Here is a 25,266-nt window from a genome sequence, read left to right as displayed (position 1 = left end):
AGTGGACGACGAACCTGAACCGCCTTCGCTGAATATACCCGAGATTCGCGATTACCAGCGGATCAATTCCGAAGTAGCCACGCTATTGGATCAGGGGCATCCCAGGATCCGCCTGGAAGGTGCCGAAGGCCAGCGGCTCCTGGCCTCGGGGCTGAACGGCGCGTGGCAAGCCACCATCGAGATCCTGGGTCGGACCGGCCCGGAGCTTGGGGCGGGACTGAACGCACCGGGCCTGGTGATCCTCGCCCGAGGTTCGACCGCCGACGGGGCTGGCCGAGGACTCCGGGCAGGAACCCTGGTAATCCTCGGCTCGGCGGGTGATGCCGCAGGATACGGACAGGCGGGCGGCCTCCTGATCGTGGATGGTCCGGTCGGGCATCGGGCTGGCCTGGCCCAGTCGGGCGGGACTCTGGTGGTGGTCGGCTCCACGGGCCGGCTTCCTTCCGATCGACGAGTTGGGGGTTATTTTTTCGTTTGCCGGGGTCCGCTCGGACCTTTCCCCGGTCGAGGGAGTCGCGGGGGTCGGCTGATTGACCTCCCGGAAAGTCGTTCTATCCTCGATCCGGAGGATGCGAAGGCCTGGGATTCGGCCAGGCTTTCCGCCTCTCGTTGGATCGGTCGCTCGATTTCCGCCGAACCGGGACCTTGACCCGAGGGAGTTGGGAATGGTCGCGTACGCTCGATTCCCGGGTCGGCTCCTGGTCGCGTTGGCCTTGCTGTCGATCGGGTGTTCCGAGGAACTCGGCCCGGAGCACCCTCCCTCCACCTCGGTCCGCGGGATGATCCGGATGGGTCGATCGCCCGTCGGCGGGGGTTGGATTCAGTTCATCCCGAACGAGGGTACTCGAGGTAATCTGCGGATCGCCCGGATCCAACCCGACGGGAGCTTTCGTTCGGATAAGGTCCCGGTCGGTCGCGTCGTGATCGGGCTGGATCAAATTCCGGTGGGGTCGATCCCCACCACGGTCGGACCGGCCAGCCCGCGGATGTTCGAGGCGGTTCGCTCGCCGATCCGTCGGAACATCCCGGATCGGCCGGAGGTGGAACTGATCTTCGACCTGATCGAGGAGGCGACCCGCGCGGGCCTCTCGAAGCGCACGGGCCGCCGGCGTCGAAGGCGATCGAATGGGAAGTCCGAGCGAGATGGGTTTTCCGGCCTGTTGGTCGAAGATCGGACGCCGGACACCCCTCCTCGACCCCTCCCTCGTATCCGCGTGATTTACCGCGATGGGGAGGGCTCGATCCATCTCGACTGGCCGTCATCGAAGATACCCGAGGCCGTTGCCGACGAGGGCGGAGTCCTCTGGGTGGACATTGAGGACATCGAGTCGGCCAACAACGCCAGCGTCGAGGCGTTACTACGCGACGTCTTCCGATTCCATCCGCTCGCCATCGAGGATGCTCTCCAGGATTGCCACGTCCCGAGGCTTGACGACTGGGGCGACTATCTCTACCTGGTCACAGACACGATCGACTTCGACCCCGAGACCGACGATCTTCGCCTCCACGAACTCGACGTCTTCCTGGGGGCGAACTACCTGCTCACCTACCACAATGAGGCGATCGAAGCCCTGGAACGACATCGGTTGAACCTGGTCCGCGAGCCGCAGAATCGCCTCAAGCACGGGGCCGATCACCTGCTTTATCGGTTCCTGGACGACATCGTGGCCGAATTCCTGCCGGCGATCAATCACCTCGACGATGCCATCGACGACGCTCAGGACGAGGTCTTCGCCGTCCCGACGCCGAAGACTCTCCAGAAGATCTTCCAGGTCAAACGCTCGGCGCTCCGGATCCACCGGACCGTGATCCCAATGCGAGAAGTCTTGAATCGCCTGGCCCGCGACCCGATCGGGCGGATCGACCCGGAGCATCGGGTTTATTTCCGGGATGTCTTCGATCACCTGGTCCGGATTCATGACATCGTCGAGAGCCTGCGCGACCTGATCGCGGGGGCACTCGATACCTATCTCTCGGTGGTCTCGAACCGGACCAACGACATCATGAAGGCCCTGACGCTGGTGAACGTCATGTTTCTCCCGATGACGTTCGTGGCGGGTTTCTTCGGGATGAACTTCTTCGGCGATACCTTGATGTTCACCCGGCCCGGACTGCCGAAGTCCCTGATTTTCTGGCTGGCCTGCTCGGTCATGCTGGCAACCCCCCTGGGCATGGGCTGGCTCGCCTGGCGACGTCGCTGGTTCTGATCGGGTATAGTGGATTATTGGGGCCGAAGGTTGGCCCTCTCCCACACCCGGAACCGTCCGCCAATGAACACGCGATGGCGACTCCGGCCGTTCGATGCCGACCGGGTGGCACTCCTGAGCCGCGAGGCCAACCTCTCGCCCCTGGTGGCCCAGATTCTCCTGAACCGCGGGGTACAAAACGCTTCGGAAGCCGCGACGTTCTTCGACCGCAGGCTGGTCGGGCTCCACGATCCCGAGTCATTACCCGGCGTGATCGAGGCCGCCGATCGGATCGTTCGTGCAATTCGCGATCGTCGGAAGATCGTCATTTATGGCGACTACGACGTTGATGGCGTCTGCGGGACCACGATTCTCTGGGACTGCCTCCGACTGGCCGGGGCCAGCGACGTCGAGTATTACATCCCGCATCGGGTCGACGAAGGTTACGGAGTCAATGCCGAGGCTCTCCGGACGTTGGCGACCGAGCATCGGGCCGACCTCATCGTGACCGTCGATTGTGGGATCTCCGCGGTTCGGGAGGCGAAGCTGGCCCGCGAACTTGGCCTCGAATTCATCGTCACCGATCATCATACGCTGGGCCTCGAACTCCCCGAGGCCGACGTTCTGGTCCATCCCCGTCTCCCCGGAAGTCTCTATCCTTTCGGCGACCTTTGCGGGTGTGGGGTCGCCTTCAAGCTGGCCTGGCAAATCTGCAAGTCGTTCGGGGACGGAAAGCGGGCCTCGCCGCATCTCCGTGATTTCCTGATCCGTTCGATCGGCCTGGTTGCCATGGCCACCGTCGCCGACGTGATGCCGATCAAGGGCGAGAACCGACTCTTGATCCACAACGGGCTCTTGGAACTAGCCCAATCCAGGAACGAAGGCCTGAAGGCGTTGATCGAGGTCTCCGGGTTCCTGGGTAAGAGCCTGAGCACGGGCAATATCGGTTTCGGCCTGGCCCCCCGGATCAACGCCGCCGGCCGGTTGGAGCGGGCGATGCAGGCCGTCGAGATGCTGACGACCGACGATCCCGAGCTCGCCCGGAAGCATGCCGAGGCCCTCGATCTCTGCAACAAGCAGCGCCAGGAGGTGGAACGCCGGATCATCGACGAGGCCCATGAGATGATTGCCAAGCAGGGTGGCCTCAATGGTCGAGGGGCGATCGTCCTGGGCCGCGAAGGTTGGCACCCCGGCGTCATCGGAATCGTCGCGGGTCGACTGGCCGAGACCTTCCACCGTCCGGCGATCGTCGTCGCGCTCAACGCCGATCAAGGGCAAGGCTCGGCGCGTTCGATCGCCGGCTTCGACCTCTACGAGGCGATCCACGCCTGTTCCGACGGGCTCACCACATTCGGAGGCCATGCCGCCGCGGCGGGCCTGAAACTCCCCCGCGACCGCTTCGAAGCGTTCGCTGAGGCCTTCGAAACCCATTGCACGAGGGCCCTCTCTCCGGAACAATTACAGAAGTCGATCCTGATTGATGCCGAGGTTCCCCTGGGATCGTTGACACTTCGCGTGGTCCAGGCGATCGAGGCCCTCGAACCTCATGGGGTCGGCAATCCAAGGCCGCTCCTGGTGGCCAACCGGGTCAGGGTCATCGGCGATCCGAGGGCGGTCGGCGAGCGAAAGAATCACCTCCAGCTTGGCTTTGCTCAGGGGGACAGCCAGATCAAAGCAATCGGTTTCAACCTGGCCGATCGGGGGAAGGTCCTGAAGTCGGGAACGCTTTGCTCGGTCGCTTTCCACCCTTCGATCAATGATTGGCAAGGAAGAAAGTCCGTGCAGCTGGAACTGAAAGACTTCCGGCTGGAGGAGGAAGAGGGTCATGCCCAGTCCGCGTGATTCGTCTGCGGCGTCGATCGTTCGTCAGGTCCGTGCCAAGGGCATTCGCGACCGACGAGTCCTGGAGGCCCTGGGCAAGGTCCCTCGACCTCGCTTCGTCCCCCCCGACACGAGGAAGCTGGCCTGCGAAGACCGGGCGGTCGAGATCGGGCTGGACCAGACGATCAGCCAGCCGTTCATGGTCGCGGTGATGACTCTGGAGCTTGGCTTGACCGGCTCCGAAAGCGTCCTGGAGATCGGGACCGGCAGCGGATATCAGACGGCGGTCCTGGCCCACCTGGCGCGAGAGGTCTTCACCGTCGAGCGCCATGGCGAGCTTTCCCTCCGGGCTCGCGGGGTGCTGGACGGGCTTGGGCTGGAAAACATCCACTACCGGATTGGTGACGGGACGCTCGGCTGGACGGAGATGGCCCCATTCGACCGGATCCTGATCACGGCCGGTGCCCCCGAATTGCCGACTTCCTTGTTCCAACAACTAAACGAAGGTGGAATCCTCGTCGCGCCCCTGGGAGACGACCGACTCCAGCAGTTGACGGTCGTTCGCAAGATCGGTGGAATCGCGAAATTACGAACCGTCCTCCCTTGCCATTTCGTCAAATTGATCGGTCAAGAAGGTTGGGGTGAGGAGGGTGGGGGTGATTCCGGGTGAAGGGGCGGCTATGACTCTTGGGTAGGATCGGTTCTGCCCGACCAGCCGTCCTCACGATCGAACGGAAACCGATTCAGCCCTCGGACCTCCCGATCTTCCTCAACAGGTTGACCATCTCGATCGCCGCCAGGGCGGAGTCGACTCCCTTGTTGCCTGCCTTCAGCCCAGCCCGGTTGAGGGCCTGCTCGACAGTCTCGGTCGTCAGCACACCGAAGATCACGGGAACTCCGGTCGAGAGCCCAGCCTGGAGGACTCCACCGGCCGCCTGGCCGGCGACGTGGTCGTAGTGGCCGGTTTCCCCTCGGATCACGCAGCCCAGGCAAATGATCGCCGAGTACTGGCCGGTCTCGGCCAGCTTCCGGGCCACCAACGAGATCTCGAATGAGCCGGGGACCCAGGCCACGTCGAGCCGATCGTCGGGCACTCCGTGCCGGGCGAAGGTGTCCTTGCACCCTGCCAGCAAGGCCTCGGTGATCATCGAATTGAACCGGGCGACGACGATCGCGAACCGGCCAGGGGGAGGGGAAAAGTCGCCTTCGATCGTAGGCATGGGCTCGAGTCGCAGAGGGAATAAGTCGGGTAATAGGAATCAATCTTGGCCCGCGGGGATCGTCCGAGCGACCCAATCTCGGAGAATTGGGAGCCATTCGTATTCGAATCGATCGTCGCCCAGAGCTAGAGCCGTCAATACCATGGTCGGAGTGAGGTTGGGAAGGCAGAGACTATGCTCTATCGGCTCATACGAGCCATCGACCAAGCGGAGAAATTGCAAGGTTTTCCGCCTGGCCCGATACCTCCAAACTTCGGGCACCCCCAACCCCGCGTAGACGGGGAGACGACCTGCGGAACTGACCCTGTGGTCGACCTCGATCCAAAGATCCGGCGGGGGATCGCCTGCATCAAGATTGGGATTCCGATGGCGAGGGAGTCTGCCGAGGCTCGTGATGTAGAAGCTCTGATCGGGTTCCTTGCCCTTGCCATCCGCAGGACCGACCCCCTTCCTTCGGAAGGTCGTAGAATCGGCGCCTTGATAAGGGAGGCCCATCCTCTCGGCGATGACAGCAACGATCAATCTAAGCCTGGACGATACAAATTCATGCTCATAAAGTATGGGTGACACTATTTCCAGGACCCCGTCGTGGTAGGCCATTCGAAGGTGACTATTCTCGGGGGCCTGGGAAAGCTGGGCATAGACCTCATAGGGAAATCGATGAATCGTCACCACTTGTGAGCGTTGACGAGTTGTCGTGGCCATGGGACACCTTGCGTTCGGATTAGCAGCCACGGCCGCGCTCTCCCCGCTCGAATCGTCCGAGGAGGCGGGCCCTGGCCGCGGCGTTTCACGAAAGGTTCATGCTCATCAGGAACTCGGCATTGGACTTGGTCTTGCGCATCCGGCCGGTGAGAAGCTCCATCGCCTCGACGGGGTTCATGTCGTTAAGGACCCGGCGGAGGATCCAGACCCGGCGGAGTTCTTCGGGGTCCATCAGCAGTTCTTCGCGGCGGGTCCCCGAGCGGTTGACGTCGATGGCGGGCCAGACTCGCTTGTCGACCAGCCTCCGGTCGAGGTGGAGTTCCATGTTGCCGGTTCCCTTGAACTCCTCGAAGATCACGTCGTCCATCCGGCTCCCGGTGTCGACCAGGGCGGTGGCCAGGATCGTGAGGCTGCCGGCGTCCTCGATCTTCCGGGCGGCCCCGAAGAAGCGCTTGGGCTTCTGGAGCGCCGAGGCGTCGATACCGCCGGTGAGGATCTTTCCAGAGTGCGGGGCCTCGGTGTTGTAGGCCCGCGCGAGCCTCGTGATCGAGTCGAGGAGGATCACCACGTCCCGACCATACTCGACCATCCGCTTGGCCTTCTCGATGACCATCTCGGCCACCTGGATGTGGCGGCTGGCGGGCTCGTCGAAGGTCGAGGAGATAACCTCGGCGGTCGGCCCCTTGACCGATCGCTCCATGTCGGTGACTTCTTCGGGCCGCTCGTCGATCAGGAGGACCATCACGTAAGCGGTCTCGTGATTGGCCAGGATACTGTTGGCGATCTTCTGGAGGAGGATGGTTTTGCCGGTCCGGGGCGGGGCCACGATCAGTCCACGCTGGCCCATCCCGATCGGGGTGACCAGGTCGACCACACGCATGTTGAACTCGTCGGGGCCGTTTTCGAGCTGGAGCCGGCCGAGCGGGTGGAGCGGTGTCAGGTCGTCGAAGCAGACCTTCTCGCTGAGCTTGTCGGGGTCTTCGTAGTTGATCGCCTCGACCCGGAGCAGGGCGAAGTATCGTTCGTTTTCCTTGGGCGGGCGGATCTGCCCCTGGACGATAGCACCGGTCTTCAAGCCGAACCGGCGGATCTGGCTGGGCGAGACGTAGATGTCGTCTGGGCAAGGTAAGTAATTGTAGTCGGGACTCCGGAGGAACCCGAAGCCGTCGGGGAGCACTTCTAGCGTTCCCTCGCCGAACATCAGTCCGTTCTGCTTGACCCGTTCCTTGAGGATCTTGAAGATCAGATCCTGCTTCTTCAGGCCGGTAAACTCGATGACGCCTTCACTCTTCGCGGTGCGAATGAGCTGCGGCATGGTCATCTTCTGGAGTTCGGTGAGGTGGATCTCGCCGCGCTTGATCTCCTCGTAGCGGTCGTGGATCGCGTTGTCGCCGAAGGCATCCTCGTCTTCCTCGGCCGCGAGATTGGCCGGGAGCAAGTCGTTCGACGGATCGAGCAGGGCCATCGCTTCTTCGGGCGGGACGGAGTCGCGATCGGTGGCGGGCTCGCGACGAGCCGGCTCGCGTTCGGTCCGATTTCGACTAGCATCGGGCTCGGCCCGATTCCGGGCGAGTGGGCCGCCCTCGCGAGCTTCGGCCCGGGCCGGGGTCGGAATCGACTCGCGATCCGCTCGATCTCGGGCCAGTCGTTCCCGGAGGGAGAGTCCGCCTTCGCGCTCTCCATTGGTCCGCTCCCGGTAACGGGCCTGGTCGCGATCGGCCGGGCGGTCATCCCGGTCTCGATAGCCGGCAGATGGCTGGGACGGAATCGGGGCGGGTGTATCGTTGACGACCGGCGCGGTGGAACTCGGATTCGGTGCGTCGGGGGAAGCTTCGTCGTTCGACGAGACAGAGGCCGACGAGGTGGCCTTGCTGCGAAGTCGAGACGTGCTGGAAGACTCCCGGCGGGGGCGAGTCTCGTTAGCCATGGGAATTGCATCTCCTCGTTCGGTCGGACGTGATCGGTTGGCGGGGGGGAGTCGCTTTCGCACATCGGCAAGGGGTTAACTAGGATCGGGAAGCGGCAGTGGCGTCTTGGATCCTGGCGAGCCGTGGCGGCGGGCTTCGCGACTCACTTCAACAATCGGCGGTTTACGGTCCTGAATCGGGCTTGGAGCAGGGATCAAGAAGGGGGCTGGCCTCGGGCCTCGGAGGCCGGGCCGATCCGCCGATGACGACGGGGAGGTGCGACCAGTTCGGGCCAAAGGGCCTCTACGGCGGAGCGGAGTTCCTCGGGGGTCCCGTCGTTCCGGACGACGTGATCGGCCTGTCTTCTCTTCTCTTCCAGCGGCCCCTGGGATTTCTCGCGGGCGGTCAGGACCTCGGCGGACCATCCTCGGCTCGCTTCCAGCCGCGCGAGCCTGATTTCCCGCGAGGCGTCCACGAAGACGATCGAGTCGCAGAGCGTGTCCCAGCCGGCCTCGTAGAGGATCGCGGCATCGAGGACCAGGGCTGGATGACGGACCCGACGGGATTCGCGAGCGATCGCCTTCTCGAACGTCCTTTGCATCGAAGGGTGGAGGATCATCTCCAGGTCGCGTAGGGCGTCGGGACGGGAGAAGACCAGAGCCCCCAGGGCGCGGCGGTCGATCGGCCGACGGGTCCCCTCGACTTCGGGCATCGGGGCCAGGATCGACTCGCCGAATCGCTCGATGACCCGGTCCCGGCAGGGACTCTGTTCGAGCAGGACGTGCCCGATCGCGTCGGCGTCCAGGAGGAAGGCTCCTCGTTCAACCAGGGCCGAGGCAACCTGGCTCTTGCCGGCCCCGATCCCTCCGATCAACCCGATGACGGGGATCGGGCCATTACGCCAAGGGCCGGCGGGGCGTCGAGGACCGGTCGTATCGCGTCGGTAGCGGGGCATTGATGATTAGATCCACGCCCAAGTCGCGGGCGGAACGCCGAGGGTCGTCCGGGTCCATCGCGGACCCTGACGAAGCGGGCGGGTGTGTCGGCGAGTGAACTGGGTCGAGGGGTCGGGGAGTTCGTAGGACGATGCGACGATCGCAGGGCCAACACGGAGAGATACGACGGGTGAGGCTCGAGGTTTCCGTTCGGGTCTAACGGCCCTTCGGTCATCGCCGTCTGGCTGAATTCGGCTTCCCCCGGACCGCATTCGCGGCGGGTCGGAGCGGAAGTGAAACGATGAGGATCGAGGGAGTGATCGGAAGCGGACCTCGGACGACCAGTAAGTTAAGTTTATACGATGGTCGGGGTCCCTCTGCAACCGGAATCGCCCGGCGGATCCATTTTTGTCGAGGATTCTGAGTAGGTCCCGTCAAGAATCGGGCAAGGAAGCGACGTCGAGCCAGTTCGGGCCGACGGCAATCTCGACCTGGATTGGCACGTCGAAGCGGATCGCTCCCACCATCGACTCGCGAATCAGAGGGGCGAGCCGGTCGATTTCGTCGTCGGGCGACTCGAAGACTAACTCGTCATGAATCTGGAGGAGCATCCGTGCCCGGAGCCCTTCGCCGCGGATCCGGCGGTCGACCTCGAGCATCGCCCGCTTGATCAGGTCGGCTGCCGAGCCCTGAATGACCGCATTCACTGCGGTCCGCTCGGCCAGGTTCAGGTTCCGCCCGGTCGTGTTCTTGATCCCGTTGATAGCTCGCCTTCGCCCCAGGATCGTCTCGACGTAGCCGTCGCGAGCCGCCGCTTCGAGCGTCCGATTCATGAAGGCCTCGACCCCCGCGTACTCGTCGAAGTAGGCGTCGATGAACGCCCCGGCCTCCTGCTGGGTGATCCCCAGGCGGGTGGCCAGCCCGAACGCCTTGATGCCGTAAATCACCCCGAAGTTGACAGTCTTGGCCACTCGCCTCTGGTTCGAGGTCACCTCCGACTCGGCGACCTTGAAGATCCGGGCGGCGACTGCGGTGTGGATGTCGATGTCTTGGGCGAATGCTCGGACTAGCGCGGGGTCCTGGGTGTAATGGGCCAGGATTCGAAGCTCGATCTGCGAGTAGTCCGCCGCCACAAGCGACCATCCCGGGAACCCGGCCACGAACGCCTGACGGATCTGGCCTCCGTCCTCGGACCGGATCGGGATGTTCTGGAGATTCGGATCGCTGGAACTAAGCCGGCCGGTCGCCGCGACCACCTGGTTGAATGAGGCGTGAATCCGCCCCTCCTCGTCGGCCAGCTCGGACAGGGTATCGAGATAGGTGCTCTTGAGCTTGGCGAAGTGGCGATGCTCGACCAGGAGCCTCGGGATCGGGTGCTTGCCGGCGAGGCTCTCCAGGACTTCAGAGTCGGTGCTGGGCTCGCCGCCGGGCGTCTTCTTGTACGAGGGGAGCTTTAACTCATCGAAGAGGACCTGGCGGAGCTGCGGGAGCGACCCGATATTGAACGGGTGACCGGCCTCCCGATAGATCTCGGCCTCGATCGCTTCGATCCGGGAGGCGAATTCTTTCGAGAGGGCCTGGAGTCGGGTCACGTCGACCTTGATGCCCACGGTCTCCATCCGTGCAAGGACACCGATCAAGGGACGCTCCAGGTCGGCGTAAAGGTCCCAGAGTCCCTGTTCGCGGAGTCTCGGGGTCAGGATTTCCTCGATCCTCCAGGTGGCGTCAGCATCCTCGCCGGCATATTCGGCGACCTTGAAGAGGTCGACCTGATCCATCGTGAGTTGTTTCTTCCCCTTGCCGATCAATTCCGAGATCGGAATCATCGCGTGGTTCAGGAGCCTCTGCGAGAGCTGGTCGAGGCTGTGGTTCCGCTCGCCGCTCTCCAGGAGATAGCTCAGTACCATGGTGTCGGTGACCGGCCCTTCGATGGTGATACCGACCTGGCCCAGGACCAGCATCTCGTACTTGACGTTCTGGCCGACCTTCTCGACCTCGGGATTGGTCAAGGACGGTCGGACCGCATCCAACACGGCCTCCAGCGCGAGGACCTTCGACCCCATCGGCCCCCGGACGGGCAGGTAGTAGGCCACGCCCGGTTCCCAGGCGAACGAAAACCCGACCAATCTGGCCCGAAGAGGGTCGATCGAGGTGGTCTCGGTGTCGAGGCAGATCCGGGGCTGACGATTCAGTTCCTCGGCGAATTCGCGGAGCTTTTCCGGCGTGTCGACCAGCCGATAATCGACATCCCAGGGGGCTTCGACGACCTTCTGGGTCTCGACGATCTCCTCCAGAAAGCGGTGGAACCCGCACTCGATGCAGAGCGTCCGGAGGGCCGGGGCGTCGTAACCTTCCGACTTCAGGGCCTCCCAGTCGAGTTCGAGCGGGAGGTCGGTTTCCAGCGTGATCAGCTCGCGGCCGATCTTGACCGTTTCGCGGTGCTGGTCGAGGTTCTGCTTCCGCTTGGCGCCGGATACCTTGTCGAGGTTGTCCAGGATGTTATCGATCGACCCGAATTCCTGGAGGAGCGCCACGGCGGTCTTGAGTCCGATCCCGGGGACTCCCGGGACGTTGTCGACCGAGTCGCCGGTCAGGGCCAGGGTATCGACGACCTGATCGGGTGAAACGCCCCAATCCTTCTTGAGCCCTTCGACGTCGAGGAACTCCCCCTTCCGAAGGTTCAAAATCCGGGTATGTTCGTCCAAAAGCTGGCGCGCGTCCTTGTCGGCGGTGCAGATCACCACGTCGAGCCCGCGCTCGGTGGCCCTCCGGGCCAGAGTGGCGATCACGTCGTCGGCCTCGGCCCCCGGATGGAGCAGGACGGGGACCTGGAAAGCTTCGAAGAGGCGGCGGATCACGGGAATCTGCGGGACCATGTCCTCGGGCATCGGCCCGCGCTGGGCCTTGTAGGTTTCGTATTTCTCGGCCCGCTTGGTCTTCTCGGCGCCATCGAAGGCGGCGGCCAGATATTCGGGCTTTCGAGTCTTCAAGATATTGAGCAGATCGCGAAAGATCCCGAAGACGGCGTTGGTCGGCTGTCCGCTCGGGCTGGTCATCAATGGAATCGCGTGGAAAACCTGGTAGATGAGCGAATATGCGTCGAGAATATAAATCGTCGGCCGAGGGGTCATCGGGAAGTTCGCCGGGATCGGGGAAAAGTCAAAGGTACGAGGAGGGGAGGGGGTTCGTCTCCGTCGGCTAGTCTATGTGGCCTGAGGCTGCAGTCAAGCAACTCGCGGATTCACCAAGGCTCCGACCCCGTCTTGAAATCTCCATCGGCTAACGCCAGGCTTTCACTGGAAAGTCTAGACGGTTCAAGGATGAATCGACGACCTGGAACTCGTCGAGTCTGGGCACCGATTTCGAGAGATTGAAGAACCGGCCAAAGGGCATTGAAGGCAGATGCGCCCGTCTAAGCTCCGGGAATCTCCACGAGCCAATTCCACGCAATGGACCGTGGGTTGCGAGCAGGCTTAGGCGAAATTTTAGCGGGCTGACGCAGGCCGCCATGAGAGGGAGCGAGGTCGGTCAGGTCATTTCGGAGTACATGAATTCCATTTCAGTCGCACTGGCAGTGCCGCCCGAGATCGGCCTAGACCTGATCGCCTCGCCCCATGGTCTGGGCGGCCCTGGCCATGAAAATCTGTCGCCTGGAGCCCGGGAGGGCCTCGGCGGCATCGATGATCCGGAGGATCGTCTTCAACGGAAGACCGCGTTTCCGATCGGCCTGAGGCTCCTGGTGAGGAACGCATAGTCTCAGGCCTTTTTCTCCGTCCGGTTCCCTGAACCGGTGTCGATCAAATCCCGGGACGAGTTGCCTGAATTACATCGGGTGGTTGTCGCTGCTCTATGACTCGCGGGATTATTGGTTGATGTGCACTTTGTCGGATTCGTCGATGTCGAAATCGACCGTTCGTGAGCCGTCGATCTCGACCACGATGCCGGATTCATCCGGCCTCGAGAACTTCACGGGGATGATATATCGGTATTTCTTGCCGCCTTTGTCGGTGAAGAACTCTTCCGACTTCTTGCCGGGAGCCCTCGCGGCCTTGGCGGCCTTGGACTTGGCCTTCATGTAACCTCCGGCGTCCTGCTCGGGGTCGTATTCCTCGGCACCGGAGATGGCAGTCGAATCGACCCCGGTAATGCCCACTTTGTGTCTGCCGACGATGACGCCGTCTCCGGCGGTCTCGGTGGACATTATGAAAGATCCGTCTGAGGTAATACTCCCCACCCCGGGGGGACCGACGGTGCCCTTGGCCTCATCGGGCATGAAGAAGACCGTGCCGTTCGTGACCGGCTGTCCTTTGTAGCGGACCTTGCCGGAGACCCTCGCCATGTTCAGGCCGTTGCTGGGTCCGCATCCGGTGGTCAAGGTCATGAGGACCATTAAGAGGCAGACTAAGAGGACCGATCGGTTCATGATCAACTCGGGTTCTCGGATCTTTGCTCTGTTGGATTTGCCAGGATGATCCCGCCCGCGTCGCGGGCCATCAGGCCTGGGAGCGAACGGGATGCATCGACCACTAGATCAGTTCATGCCAACGAACGATCAGTAGGAGTCAGCCGAGATCACCTCGGCGCCGGCACGGGTCCCGAGCGCGTTGTAAACTCGGGAGGAGATCGTTTGCTTGAGAAACCGGACCGAGCCGTCGCAGAACACGAAGTTCACCCCGCCGGGGTGGTAACTCTTGAAGCCATAGTTGACCGTCTGGTTCCGCCAGCAGTGAAGGGCTTGAGTGAAGTTGTTGAGTTGGCCGAGATTGCAGGTCGTGCCGTCGGTGGGGTCGATCTGGCCGTCTTTCAGCTCGGTCTTCCAGTTCAGCGGTACGACGGTCGAGGCCCAGACGCCGTCGCCGTTGACCCACGCCAAGGCGCCGTTCATGTTGGGCGAGGACTCGCCCGCGAGCAGCGTATTACTGGTGCCGTCGGTGATCTCACGCAAGGAGGTCGATTTGCCGTTGCTGCAGTCGCTGAAGATTCCTCGGAAGCTGCCGTTGCAGCCCCAGTTGGGACCAGTGCCCGGAGGGCTCTCGCCCGAGTAGTAGTCGAACGTGGTGTTGCCGGTCTTCTGGTCGCCCCAGTTGCCGACGTAGCAAGTGGCGCCAGCGGTATAATTCGTGCCGAGGAGGCTCCAGCCGCCCCCCTGCGTGAGCCAGGACAAATTAGCGACCCTCCCCGTGCTGGTTGTCGAATCGGAGGGGCACAAGAAGCTGCTAATGACCGACCTCCAGACCGTCACCTGCGGGTCGTTCGCCGCATTCGCTTCGAGCTGGTTGATGTTTGGCAGGGAGAAATTGATCGAGTTGTAGAGTGGCGCCTGCTCCATTTGGGGGAGGATGAACGACGGCCAACTCCACCAGGTACCCTCCCAGCCTGGGGTGCTGATACCTCCGGGGGGGAAACTTCCGACCGTGTCTCCGTAGTTGTGGAGGGCAAGGCCGATCTGCTTGAGATTGTTGATGCACTGGGCTCGGCGGGCCGCCTCGCGAGCCGCCTGAACGGCCGGCAGGAGCAGAGCAATCAGGACCGCGATGATTGCGATTACCACCAGGAGCTCGATCAGCGTGAAACCGCGACGACGCGAATAGTCGAGATTTTCCGACATGAGGACACATCTCCCGTAATGTAGAGAGGCGCGAAAGAGCGGAAATGATCGATCAAAAATCGAGGGACCAAGAACGCGGAGGAATCGTCCGGGCCTTCGGGGAAGCCCTCTTGGATCGGAAATCGTTTTAGATCGAACCGGGCTCGACTCTCCCGACTGGAGATGATCCATTCGGGGACGAAGCGTAGTCCGGACAAGGATTTGATCGAATCCAGATGTACCGCGCGCCGGGGATCTTGCAAAGCGAAAAATCTCGAAGATATTTCACGCTTCTCGCCGATGTTTCAAGTCTCGAATCGGCCAGCCAGGGTCGATCTGGCCGAGTCCGGCCTTCATCCGCGATGCTGGGACAACTTTCGAGGATCAATCCAGATCCAGAAGCTAGCCCCGACCAGGCAGATCAGGCCACCCAGGGCGATGGCCCAGGGCCATCCGTAATGTTCGCCCACCCAGGGTGTGACGATGGGAGCCAACATTCCTCCGAGGTTTCCCCCTGTGTTGAAGAGGGCTGCCGAGGTCCCACCCCTCCGACCACCCAGTTCGATGGCGGTCGCCCAGAACGGGCCTTCACCCATTCCCACCGCTCCCATTGCCAGAGCGAACCAGATCACCACCCAGACCGGGTCACTCGCGGCGATGCCAAGGGCCAGGAACACCGCCCCGGCGATCATCCCACCAACCGGGACGACGGCCCGGTTCGATCGACCGGGTGAGGCCCGCTCCAGGCGGTCGGAGAGCCAGCCGCCCAGGGGCATGCTCACCGCCATGGCCAGCACGGGAATCGACGAATAGAAACGACTGGTCTGGATCGGCAAATGCCGGATCGTCAGGAAAAAGTAATTCATCCAGTAGACGAACAGGTACTGGAAATAGCCCACTGCCGCATAGCTCAAGGTTAGCATGATCAGGCTACGATCCCCGATCAGGCTCCGTATGACCCCAGTCGGTCCGTACGAAAACTCGGAGGCGGGCTGGACCGGGGCCTGGCGGCCGCTGGTGTAGAACGTCCAGACCACGGCCAGTGTCGCCGTGGCGGCCCCGGTGATCAGGAAGGCGACAGGCCAGTCAAACCGATCGACCATCGCACCGAACCCCACCTGAGTCACGGCGATCCCCAGGAGGGCCGCCCCCGTGACCAGGCCATTTGACCACGATCGGGAACCGGGGGGGATCCAGTCGCCGACCGCCTGAGCGCAGGCGGGATGGAGCGGGGCGGAGACCCCACCCATCAGACCTCGGACGATGAGTAACCCGAGAAATGGAGATACTTCGCCGGAGACGAGGCCGACGACCCCGGTCAACGCCTGGAAGAGTGCCGACCCGAATCCTACCACCATCAGGGCGATCCTTGCGCCATAGCGGTCGATCAGCCAGCCTCCCGGGATCATGCTGAACGTATAAACGAGCAAGAAGGCGGAGTAGACATACCCCATCCTCGTTGGCTCGATCGCATATTGATCCATGATCCGGGAGTCGGCCGCTGACGAGATGCTCACGCGATTGAAGTGGCTGATGAAGGTGAAGGCCATGAGGAGGCCCACTATGCCCCATCGAGACCAGTTCGATCTCGATGGAGGTGGCGCGATCACCAGTTCGTCCGGTTGCGGGCCCATCATCGCTGACGCTCCTCGGAAACCAGAGTCGCCGTTCGTCAAGACACCCGGTATTTCTCGAACGCGGTCTCGTCGATATGAAGGCCCAGGCCAGGGGCATCGAGCACGGCGACTTTACCGTCGACGGCCCGGATCGGTTCGCTGATGTGGTGGCGGAGTGTGGTCTCTTCCTCGACGACGAATTCGAGGAGCCCCAGTGTGTTGGGGATGCTTGCCAGGTAATGGATCGCGGCAGCCACATTAAGGTAGGTCGTGAAGCCGTGGTTGACGACCGGCACTCCTCGATCGGCGGCCATCGCGGCGATCTTGATCCCCTCGGTGAACCCCCCGCATCGGGTGAGGTCGACCTGGATCACGTCGATCTTGCCGACGTCCATCAATTCCGCGAACGACTTCCGTTCGCTCTCCTCCTCGCCGGCAGCGATCCGGAGCGGGCTGGCGGCCGAGAGCTTGGCATATCCGTGATAGTCGTCCGGCAGGAGAGGTTCCTCGAACCAGAATGGGTCGTACTGCTCGAACGCCCTGGCTCGTTGGATCGCCGTCTTGGCGTCGAAGACCAGCCCCGCGTCGATCATCAGGTCGACATCGGGACCTACCCCGGCCCGGGCCTCGCGGACCAGCGCCACGTCGGTCTTGGCGTCCTGGCCCATCGGATCCCATCCGAACTTCACGGCGGTGAATCCTTGATCGACCAGACGCCGTCCCAACTCGCCCGTCTCCTTCGGTGTTGGGCCGAACAGGTGGCTGGCATAGGGCCGGAGCGACTTCGTGAAACCCCCTCCCAGGAGCTTCCAGACCGGCATTCCCAGGGCTTTCCCCTTGATATCCCAGAGGGCCAGGTCGATCCCACTCATTGCGTGGATACCAATACCTCGGCGACCACTGTAGATGTTCATCCGATACATCTTGTGCCAAAGGTACTCGGTCAGGAACGGATCCTCGCCGATCAAGGCATGCTTCAAACCGGTGGTCGTGGTGTGCGAGAAGGGTCCTTCGATCGCCCCCTTGACCGCCATCGGCGAGGAGTCAACCTCGCCGTAACCGACGATCCCCGCATTGGTCTCGATCTTGACGATCAGCGCATCCTGGCCGCTATCGCACTGGATCTTGACTTGGGGCAGTCGAAGGTAAATCGCCTCGACGTTGGTGATCTTCAGGTCGCTGATTGTCGCGGGCGTTCCCGGTTGGGTCATCGGTCTATCCTCGTCATTGAACGTTCGGGAGAGTGGTGTCGAATAGGGAAGGAGTACCGCCGAGGCCCAACCCGGCCGAGCGATTCGATCGGAAGTTGTTTGGTCCGATGGCGCAGTGTGAACGTTCAACCACGCCATCAACAACCAGTTGTCCGGTGGTTTCGAGCCCGCGACGGGAAGAAATTTCCGGCTCAGGCGATCTCTTCGGGGCGATCCAGGTAGGGAGGGAACACTTCGGGTCAGTCGCGATTGATCGGCCGCCACGACCTCGAAAGTGAGTGCCTTTCGTTCGATTGAAAGGGTCGGGGAATTGCGATCAGCGAAGTTATAACCCTGCGATTGAACGATGTCGAGAGTCCACCCATGCCGGATAATCGCATATTCTCCGATTTCCCTAGATCGGACCCATCACCCACTCTCATCCGAGAGCTGCTGGTCCATCAGCGATCGGAAGCTCGGAGAGGTTCGGAGCGGATCGAGGTCGGGGTCGGAGGCCGGGATTGCGGGCGGGAGCCCGGAATCGAGGGCCCTTCGAACAAGTTCGATAGCCCGGTCGATGAGCCGGGGATCGCGGTTCGCCTTCGTGAGCTGAGACAGGGCACATGCGGAGTTGTGGAGTCGTAGGGGCGTGGGGACTTGGAGGAGTCGCTGGACATCGAACTCGGCGGCTAGGTCGCCAAACCGTGCTTTCAGTAATGCTCGCAACTGGACGGCATCCCAGAGATCGGGATCAACGGCGAGGGCGAGATTGAGTTGTTCGATCGCCGATCCGGGATCCTTGTCGCGGAGGACGTAGGCCAGGCCGAGGCGGGCTCTGGCATTGTTCGGGTCGATCCTCAACGCCTCGTCGAAATCGGACCGGGCGCCAGAGGGGTCGACTTCGATCCGGAAATGACCACGGGCAACGAGGGGCATCGCATCGGAGGGAGCCGAGGCTATCACCTCTCGAAAGGACCGTTCCGCGCCGGGGCGGTCCTGGAGGTGGGCCAGCGCTTCCGATCTGGCGATTAGGATCGAGACCGATCGGTGACCGAGCTTGATGGCCCAATCCAGGTCTTCGAGCGCCTCATCGGCTTCGCCAAGTTCCAGGCAGGCCAGGGCTCGGTTGACTCTGGCCTCGACGAAGTCGGGGCTAAGTTCGAGGCATCGATCATAAGCGATCCTGGCCTCCGCCAGTCGACCGAGGCGGGCCAGGGCGATTCCTCGATTGAGGTGTGGCCAGGAGAACTTGGGAGCCAGGGTCGAACAGACCCCGAACTCCGATGAGGCGTCACCGAATCGGCTCTGATCGAAGTGGCAAGTCCCCAGAGCAAACCACGACCAGAACCGCCGCCCATCCAGCGCGATGGATCGGCTCAAGCAAAGCTCCGCGAGGTCGAAATGATGGCTCGCCAGGGCACTGACCCCCAGTAGGTAGTAATCGCGGGCGTCGGATGGCATGATCCGTGCTGCCATCGAATGGTCGCGACTCGCTCGATCAGCCTTCCCCAGATTCTCCAGTAGTCGAGCCCGGTCTTCGAAAAGCGTAGCGGAGGGTCGAGGATCGATCTCCACGGCCAGATCGAGCCAGGTAACCCCTTCGCTCAGGATCCGAGTCTGTCCCGCTTGCTTCGGGAGCTGCTGAAAGCGGAGAGTCCTCGCCCTGACCGTGAGCTGGATCAACTCCGATAGTTCCTCCCGTACGTCTTTCCGTTCCGAGAGCGGTAGGGAACGAGACAACCTCAAGAAGATCCGCCCCTCGGGACCATAATCGATGTAACCTCCTATCGCCCGATCGGCGAGCAGAATACCTTGATCGAGCTGGCCCGGAGGTCCGCCCGTCGTATTGAGGAGGAAATGGCATTCATCGAAGGTTGCCCGGAACTCAGCATGTTGTATGATCGCTTTCGCTCGCTCCAGTTCCCGGAACATCCACAATCCCGCGGCCCCGAGTGATGAGAACAGGAGCAGAGCCATCACGATGAGCGAAGTGGTGCTCGAAAGGGTCGGGTGCCGCCGGGCCCATTTGGAGAGGCGTTCCCGAGCCGAAGGGTCTGAAGCGTACCTCAAGGGTCGGTTTGCAAGCTGACGTTCGAGGTCGTCGAGAAGGTGGCGAGCTTCCTGGTATCGGCGACCCGGGTCCGATTCCAGGCAATGGCGAAGGATCGACTCGACGGCGGGACTGACCGATTTGTTCCAGAGGCGAACGTCCGGGACCGAGGCGAGTCGAGCCTCGAGGAGCCTTTGAACGACCGTACCGGGCTGACCTGCCTCGAGCTCGAAGGGTCGCTCGCCGGCCAATAGTTCGAAGAACACAATTCCGAGCGAATACAGGTCACTCCTCGTATCCACCGTGCGCGCGACACCCATATAGTCTTCCAGTTGTTCCGGTGACATATAGGCAAGAGTGCCACCGACGGCGGCGGCCGAATTTGACTTCAACTTGAAGTCGGCGGCGAGGTTGAAGTCGAGCAGCATCGGCTGCCCTTCGTCAGTTATGAGAATATTGGCCGGCTTGACGTCCCGATGGATGATCCCGCGTTCATGAGCGTGGGACAACCCCGCGCCAAGTCGGGCGATGAGCCACAGTACGGCCTGAACGTAGGTGAGGCGTTCGAGGTGTCGAAGCGTGTCGGTGGAACACGAGGCCTTTGATCGAAAAGCGAACTCGAGGGGTAACTCGTCGGAGCTCTGGACGGTTGACGTCGACGTGAATTGAGTCTTCACCCCTCGATCGGACGCACCGTCGGCCTCTTGCCTTCGATCCAGGAGGCTGCTCAGCAAGTCCTGCCCGGAAGCGGGCATTTTTCCGTGGGTTCGAAGGTCCTCGCAGATGTTACGGAGAGTGGTCGATCCAAAATAAGGCATGCATACTGCTTGAAGCGAATCGATTCGGTGGATCGAGTAGATCGGAACGATGTTGGTATGCTGAAGTTGGGCCAACTTCTGAGGCTCGTCGGCGATGTCTGTGGAGATTTTCAAGGCAACGGGCCGATCGGCAAGATCTCCTTGCCGGGCCAGAAAGACCTTGCCGAAAGCTCCACTCCCCAGTTCACCAATTAACTGGAAACCCAGAAATTCTTCCCCTATCCTCGGCATGGCCGATAGCCCGAGTGCAAGCCGCGCCGTCGAGCGAGGAGCGGCAAGATTCGGGCCCTCGAAGACTCGAACCGACTCGGGATCGTCGGAATCCGCGAGCCAAGCCTCGACGTCGCCGCCGGATTTCTCTCCCATCTGGAAGGACCCATGAGCGAATGCGAGCTGCTTCAATTCCGGCTCCACCTCAGGAACGACCGAATCATCGAGACCCGCATCTCGGCGGATAGCCGATGGCCTGCCGGATTCTTCGCCCGCCGTTGGATCGGAGTGATCTGACACGAGAGTGAACTCCTCGAGCTGTTCCGACCCAACAACGTCTTGGAGCCCGGTCACATTGGGCTGCCGATGAAGCGAACGTTATCCTCTCCGCTTCGACCTGATCGTCGAGGGTTCTGTCCCGGACAGCCGGATGGTCCGAGACTTCCAGGCCTCACCCAACCATTCCCGGACCGCCCGGCGTGAACAAGCGGTCAGGGTCACGACCAGTCCAATCCAAACGGGCGAGATGACCCTGAGGCCGGATGCGCTTTCCGAAGACGCCTTCTCGACTCCCTCTGACCCTTCGATCATCTTAGATCGATCATCCTCCAGGGCTGGCTCAATTCCCCCCTTCAGTGCGAGATCGAATTCATTCACCCACCTCACAAACTTGGAGCCAAATCCAGCGAACTTTCCCCAATCAATAACAAACGCTCGTTCTCGGGCCGAGCCTGGTACTCCGTCCTTCGTTGCACTCGCGAAAACGGAGGATCCCCAATCAACGGGAACAGGTTGATTGTCACGTGGAATCTCCGGAGATATCACGTCTAGAGGTGAGTGGCTAAAGCGTGCCAAAGGCCCACTCGAGCTCAAGACACCTCGACGGTTTCTCTGAGCAATCCTGCTGACCCTTACAGGCAGAGTGACATTCTCGACCTCCGAGGGTGGCGTGTGAGTAGACTCTTGCCTTGCGGGAAGTGACGGGCGTCCGATGAGTTCGCCATCGAGACTAAGGAATACACCCGAGAAATTCGTGGTGACTGGTAGTGAGGATGTTCTAACACCGATCAGTAATCTCGCCTCGGGTTGCGTTTCCGAATTGGGCTGTGAGGTTGTGAATCCACCGCTTGAAATAGCCAGGGGAGCGGGTGCCGAAAGTGGGAGAGTCGATCGGGTGGTGCTAGGAATTGTCGGTTGGGACGACGAGTCACGTGTAAGAGATGTCTCGGACCTGGTGGGTAAGGGGGGCACGACAGGAGAGGCCGGTATTTCGGGCGATGTAGTTGGATTCGATCCCTGCGTGATGGAGGATGAATTCGAGCGTGGGGGGGATTGCTGAAACGGCATTAAGGGTGACGTGAAGAGTAAGTTTGAAGGTGGCTGGTAGATCAGTCGGACGGGAAGTCCTGGACCCTGTCCGACACCGTTCTTGAAAATCAATTCATTGTACGCATTGTGAATTATGGAAAAGTGTGAATCGACCATCTCGTTCGAGTTATTCTCGATCCTGATCGAGTATACTCCGGGATCGAGCGTCATCTGATTCGAACCACCGATGAGGCTCGAATCTCTTGACCCGATCGAGGCTTGCAGGTCATGCCCATTCCCGCGAACGGGGATCGGAACTCCGGAATCGGAGAGCTGGAACGAATAAATCGTCGGAAAGGTGACGACGAATCGGTAACTCCTCGAGGAGCCAGGATCGAGCGCGATCTGGAACGCGGTCCCAACCGAAAAGCGCCCGGGTCGTAGTGCACCAAGATCGGTCAGATCTGGTGCCCCCTCCCTCGCTTTGACGTCGAAACCTCCGAGGACCCGACTGGGTTGTCCCTCCGCGACCGGGGAGAGCCCTGCCAGGTCGACCAGTCCATAATCGACCGGCAATCGAATCGTGTATCGACCCGCCTCGAGGTGATCCTGGAACAGGTATGTGATCCGGGACTTCGACTCATCGTAAGACAATGCCATCACTGGCCAAAGTTGACCATCGGGTCCGACCAACTCGATCCCGTGATCCATCCTCGTCGAGAGATCCCCATCTTGGCCTCCAGTCTGGATGGATCCCGAAAACTGGAGAGACAGGCCAGTTGGGCTCGGGTCGAGGGGATCGGCGTGGATAACATCGATTGCTCGAAGCGAGACCGGGGCGTTCACCGGATCGGCCACGATCTGGAGTCGAAATATTCCTCCGTCCTGGACTTGCGGGATCGAGCCGGGCGAGCCGGTTGCCGGGTCATAGCCGCCGTCCAGATCGGGCAGATTCCCCGTCCCCGAAACCCCAATATAGTAAACCCCCGGATTAACACCAGTGAACAAATACGGATCGAATGGCGCATCGATTCGACCGAGTTCATCGGAACTGATCAGTCGTCCCTGAGCGTCGAAGAGGGACAACGCCGTGTCGAGGGAACCCCCGTCTCGCTGCGAAGAAACTTCGAGGCCAAGCCTCCAGAACTGTCCTTCAGGCAGGCTGATCTTGTAGAGCGAGACGGAGTACGGGTCTTTCTTAAAGTCCAGGCTACCCGAGATCTCCATCGTGGATGATCCTGGCGTACCCAGGTCGATCGCGTCGGTGAGCCCGATCCCGTGGATAACGACCGAGAACTCTCCTAGAATCGCAGGCTGGCCGTCGGGAAGGAGTAAGTTTCCCTCCAGGTCGCTGATCCCGGAATCACCCGCGATCCAGACCTGGTAGTGCCCGGATTCGAGCGGACCAGGGATCGTCCCGGTGAGTTGCAATCCGTCAGGATCGAAGGTGCACAGGTTGAGCTGAAAGCCGCTGATGGGGTTACCCTGGGAGTCCAGCCGGATGATCGCGAGGTCTGAGCCGAGCGTGTCGAGGTTGATCGGCCGATTGAAGGCTACAGTGACCGAGGTCGGAGACTGGCTGAATTCGGCTCCGGTCTCGGGGGCGACCAAGGACGCGGCGAACGGCGTCAATTCTGGGGGGCAGGAGACCTGGACGATCGACTCTCCGGGGAGGGTTGGCTCCGCGGCGGACTCCAAGGTTCCTACGGCGGAGAGTGGCAATCGCGACTCCAACCATTCGAGTTGAATGCGAAGTCGATGGCCCCTGTGAATACTCGCGAATGAGGTCGATGGCATGATCGTTAAGCCAAGTGCTGTTCGTTGTTGATCAAGGCGGGCCGTCCGAAGTCCCGGACGCGGGGTCGAGCACGGCCCACCCTGACGGTCTCTTCATGACTTACCCACGAATCTTCCATGAACGACGCACAACAGCGAGGACCCACGATCGACGACGGGAACATCAATCCCGCCATCGCTCGAGCGAGTGATCAAGGGCGAAGCACAAATCAGAATCCGTGCTCGATTGCTTATGAGCCTTCTCGGGAGGAGTCAGGGTCGTTGACGCGCGGGTCGTATCGCCTCCAAAACGCAATGGGATGTTTACATTTTTTGGAATAGGGATATTCCAGGACGGGATCGAACGCCACGAGAGCCTCGGGTAGAATATCATCCTGTTAGTTTGTTTCTTCTCGAAGCATCCGCCACTCTCCGAGGAGCCTCCGGACTTCTGCCGAATCACGATGACATCGGTTCCCGGATTCGACTTGATGCCATCCGGCGAAACGGGAAAGGTGGAGGTTGTTGCGGGATCCATGAAATTCGTATCGAAATAGCCTTGCCCTGGCTGATCGGTGAGCGACCCCCCATCTTCCAGATCCGCCCGGATGTCTCCACCCCCCGCCGAACGGATACCGGCGTCTTTGGCGTAAGTCCCGACCTCCAGAATCTCGATATCCTCTCGAAGTGTGCCGCTTCCTCGATTGGTTTGTTCCGAAACCATGGTGTTCGGGATGGCGATCGGGGCCTGATACTTCGAAGTGAAATTCACCTGAAGTCCGTAGCTTCCATAGCCGGAGTCTCCGGTCGTGCTGCCTTTGGCCTTGAATTCGTAGACTTGTCCCGGGATGACACCCTTGATCGTGACGCTGACGGTATCGCCGTAACGTGTCGACTCCGACTGGCCCAGGATGGTCGTACCGGATGAGTTGTAGACCGAGAGCGAAGGCGAGAGGAGGCTCAGGCCCTCCGATTGCATCTTGACGATCATGGTGCCGGTCGATGTGGCGGGAACCTTGATCTTGTACCAGTCGACATCCGCACCTTGGCCGATCATCACCGGGGTGGTGGAATCCAGTCCCGAGAGGGACAGCATCCCCGCGGTATTGATCCAGGAAGTGAGGTCGTCGGCCTGCTTCGCCTGATTGTTGCCGCCATTGGCATCGAAATAGTCGTACTGTCGACTATTGTAGATCGATCGGATGCCATTGATGTCATCCGTGTTCAAGACTTGCTTGGCTCCCGTGTAAGAGGGCCACATGACGGCCGAAGTGGTCCTGGAATGGTCCAGACCGAGGGAGTGGCCGAATTCATGGAGCGCGACGCTCATGAGATCGTAAGTTTTTCCATTGATTTGCCACGATTGGCTCGTGTTGAAGAAGATGTCGCCAGCGGCCGTACCGCCATTGAACGGTGGGGGCAAATAGGCGAAGGCTAGTTGATTGGATGGCTGGAAATAACCACCAATTCGGATGTCTCCGAATCGGAGATCGCCCTGTTGATTGCCCTTGATACCGATCGGCTGACCACCGTCGGGGACCTGGACCAGATTGATGTGCGCTACCTTCTGCCAACTCGCCGCGGCCTTCGCGAACTGCTGCTGCCAGGCGGTCATTTCGAATCGAGAATTCATGGTCTGGATCAGATTACTTGGGATGCCCCCGATGATCGTGCCATCCGGGACGAAGCTGTAAGTGATCCTCTCTGGTTGGCTGAAAAATCCGCCCGTCGTGGCGTAGAGCAGGAATCGGCTCTCCAAGGGCTCAAGAGCGGGACAAATGGCTCGATGATGGACGGAGTGGTGGGGAGCACGACGTCGTGCCTGGATGCAAATCATTGCAGGTTCCTCGGGGTTGTGACTCACCTGAAGGGTGAGATTGCTCCTTCGTCAGATCCGAGTGGCCCTTCATCGGGCCTTGAGAAGAATCGTCCCGGAC

At 61.3% G+C, this 25,266-nt stretch carries 16 protein-coding genes; 4 read left to right on the top strand and 12 right to left on the bottom strand.

Going from position 1 to position 25,266, the window contains the following annotated elements; all coding sequences use genetic code 11:
- Nucleotide 1 precedes the first annotated feature (1 nt).
- From P12x_RS09050 to P12x_RS09035, 4 genes are all read left to right on the top strand, one after another.
- On the top strand, nt 2-649 hold the full coding sequence (locus P12x_RS09050) for a glutamate synthase (protein WP_435010537.1): 648 nt from the start codon (nt 2-4) through the stop codon (nt 647-649).
- Nucleotides 650-665: 16 nt separating this feature from the next.
- On the top strand, nt 666-2,207 hold the full coding sequence (corA, locus tag P12x_RS09045) for a magnesium/cobalt transporter CorA (protein WP_435010536.1): 1,542 nt from the start codon (nt 666-668) through the stop codon (nt 2,205-2,207).
- A gap of 63 nt (nt 2,208-2,270) precedes the next feature.
- Entirely contained in the window at nt 2,271-4,028 is a 1,758-nt protein-coding gene (gene recJ / locus P12x_RS09040; protein WP_435010535.1) for a single-stranded-DNA-specific exonuclease RecJ, read from the top strand.
- Complete coding sequence (locus P12x_RS09035; protein WP_435010534.1) at nt 4,012-4,677, top strand: protein-L-isoaspartate(D-aspartate) O-methyltransferase; 666 nt, start codon at nt 4,012-4,014, stop codon at nt 4,675-4,677. The genes recJ and P12x_RS09035 overlap by 17 nt, the downstream gene beginning before the upstream one ends.
- A 73-nt stretch (nt 4,678-4,750) precedes the next feature.
- Here the strand turns inward: P12x_RS09035 and ribH are convergent, their stop codons facing one another.
- The 12 genes from ribH to P12x_RS08975 form a co-directional block, all read right to left on the bottom strand.
- A complete protein-coding gene (gene ribH / locus P12x_RS09030; RefSeq protein WP_435010533.1) occupies nt 4,751-5,227 on the bottom strand; it encodes a 6,7-dimethyl-8-ribityllumazine synthase in 477 nt (158 codons plus the stop codon).
- A gap of 39 nt (nt 5,228-5,266) precedes the next feature.
- Nucleotides 5,267-5,827 (bottom strand): Uma2 family endonuclease, encoded by a 561-nt coding sequence (locus P12x_RS09025; protein ID WP_435011658.1) that lies wholly within the window; start codon nt 5,825-5,827, stop codon nt 5,267-5,269.
- A gap of 190 nt (nt 5,828-6,017) precedes the next feature.
- Nucleotides 6,018-7,859, bottom strand: a complete 1,842-nt coding sequence (gene rho, locus P12x_RS09020) for a transcription termination factor Rho (protein ID WP_435010532.1) — start codon at nt 7,857-7,859, stop codon at nt 6,018-6,020.
- 194 nt (nt 7,860-8,053) lie between these two features.
- Nucleotides 8,054-8,794 (bottom strand): dephospho-CoA kinase, encoded by a 741-nt coding sequence (gene coaE / locus P12x_RS09015; protein ID WP_435010531.1) that lies wholly within the window; start codon nt 8,792-8,794, stop codon nt 8,054-8,056.
- A 414-nt stretch (nt 8,795-9,208) separates the two neighbouring features.
- A complete protein-coding gene (gene polA, locus P12x_RS09010; RefSeq protein ID WP_435010530.1) occupies nt 9,209-11,905 on the bottom strand; it encodes a DNA polymerase I in 2,697 nt (898 codons plus the stop codon).
- A 731-nt stretch (nt 11,906-12,636) separates the two neighbouring features.
- On the bottom strand, nt 12,637-13,047 hold the full coding sequence (locus tag P12x_RS09005) for a hypothetical protein (RefSeq protein WP_435010529.1): 411 nt from the start codon (nt 13,045-13,047) through the stop codon (nt 12,637-12,639).
- 279 nt (nt 13,048-13,326) lie between these two features.
- Nucleotides 13,327-14,382, bottom strand: a complete 1,056-nt coding sequence (locus P12x_RS09000; RefSeq protein WP_435010528.1) for a DUF1559 domain-containing protein — start codon at nt 14,380-14,382, stop codon at nt 13,327-13,329.
- 332 nt (nt 14,383-14,714) lie between these two features.
- Nucleotides 14,715-15,998, bottom strand: a complete 1,284-nt coding sequence (locus P12x_RS08995; RefSeq protein ID WP_435010527.1) for an MFS transporter — start codon at nt 15,996-15,998, stop codon at nt 14,715-14,717.
- A gap of 35 nt (nt 15,999-16,033) precedes the next feature.
- Nucleotides 16,034-17,188 carry a mandelate racemase/muconate lactonizing enzyme family protein gene (locus P12x_RS08990; protein WP_435010526.1) on the bottom strand — a complete coding sequence of 385 codons (1,155 nt, stop codon included), beginning with the start codon at nt 17,186-17,188 and terminating at the stop codon, nt 16,034-16,036.
- A gap of 408 nt (nt 17,189-17,596) precedes the next feature.
- On the bottom strand, nt 17,597-20,266 hold the full coding sequence (locus tag P12x_RS08985; RefSeq protein ID WP_435011657.1) for a protein kinase domain-containing protein: 2,670 nt from the start codon (nt 20,264-20,266) through the stop codon (nt 17,597-17,599).
- A 357-nt stretch (nt 20,267-20,623) separates the two neighbouring features.
- Nucleotides 20,624-23,275 (bottom strand): hypothetical protein, encoded by a 2,652-nt coding sequence (locus P12x_RS08980; RefSeq protein WP_435010525.1) that lies wholly within the window; start codon nt 23,273-23,275, stop codon nt 20,624-20,626.
- Between the two features lie 238 nt (nt 23,276-23,513).
- Nucleotides 23,514-25,166, bottom strand: a complete 1,653-nt coding sequence (locus tag P12x_RS08975; RefSeq protein WP_435010524.1) for a matrixin family metalloprotease — start codon at nt 25,164-25,166, stop codon at nt 23,514-23,516.
- Nucleotides 25,167-25,266: the final 100 nt, after the last annotated feature.

Origin of the sequence: Tundrisphaera lichenicola, from assembly GCF_051175385.1 — a bacterium.
GTDB lineage: Bacteria > Planctomycetota > Planctomycetia > Isosphaerales > Isosphaeraceae > Tundrisphaera > Tundrisphaera lichenicola.
This window is presented reverse-complemented; position numbering and strand designations above follow the sequence as displayed.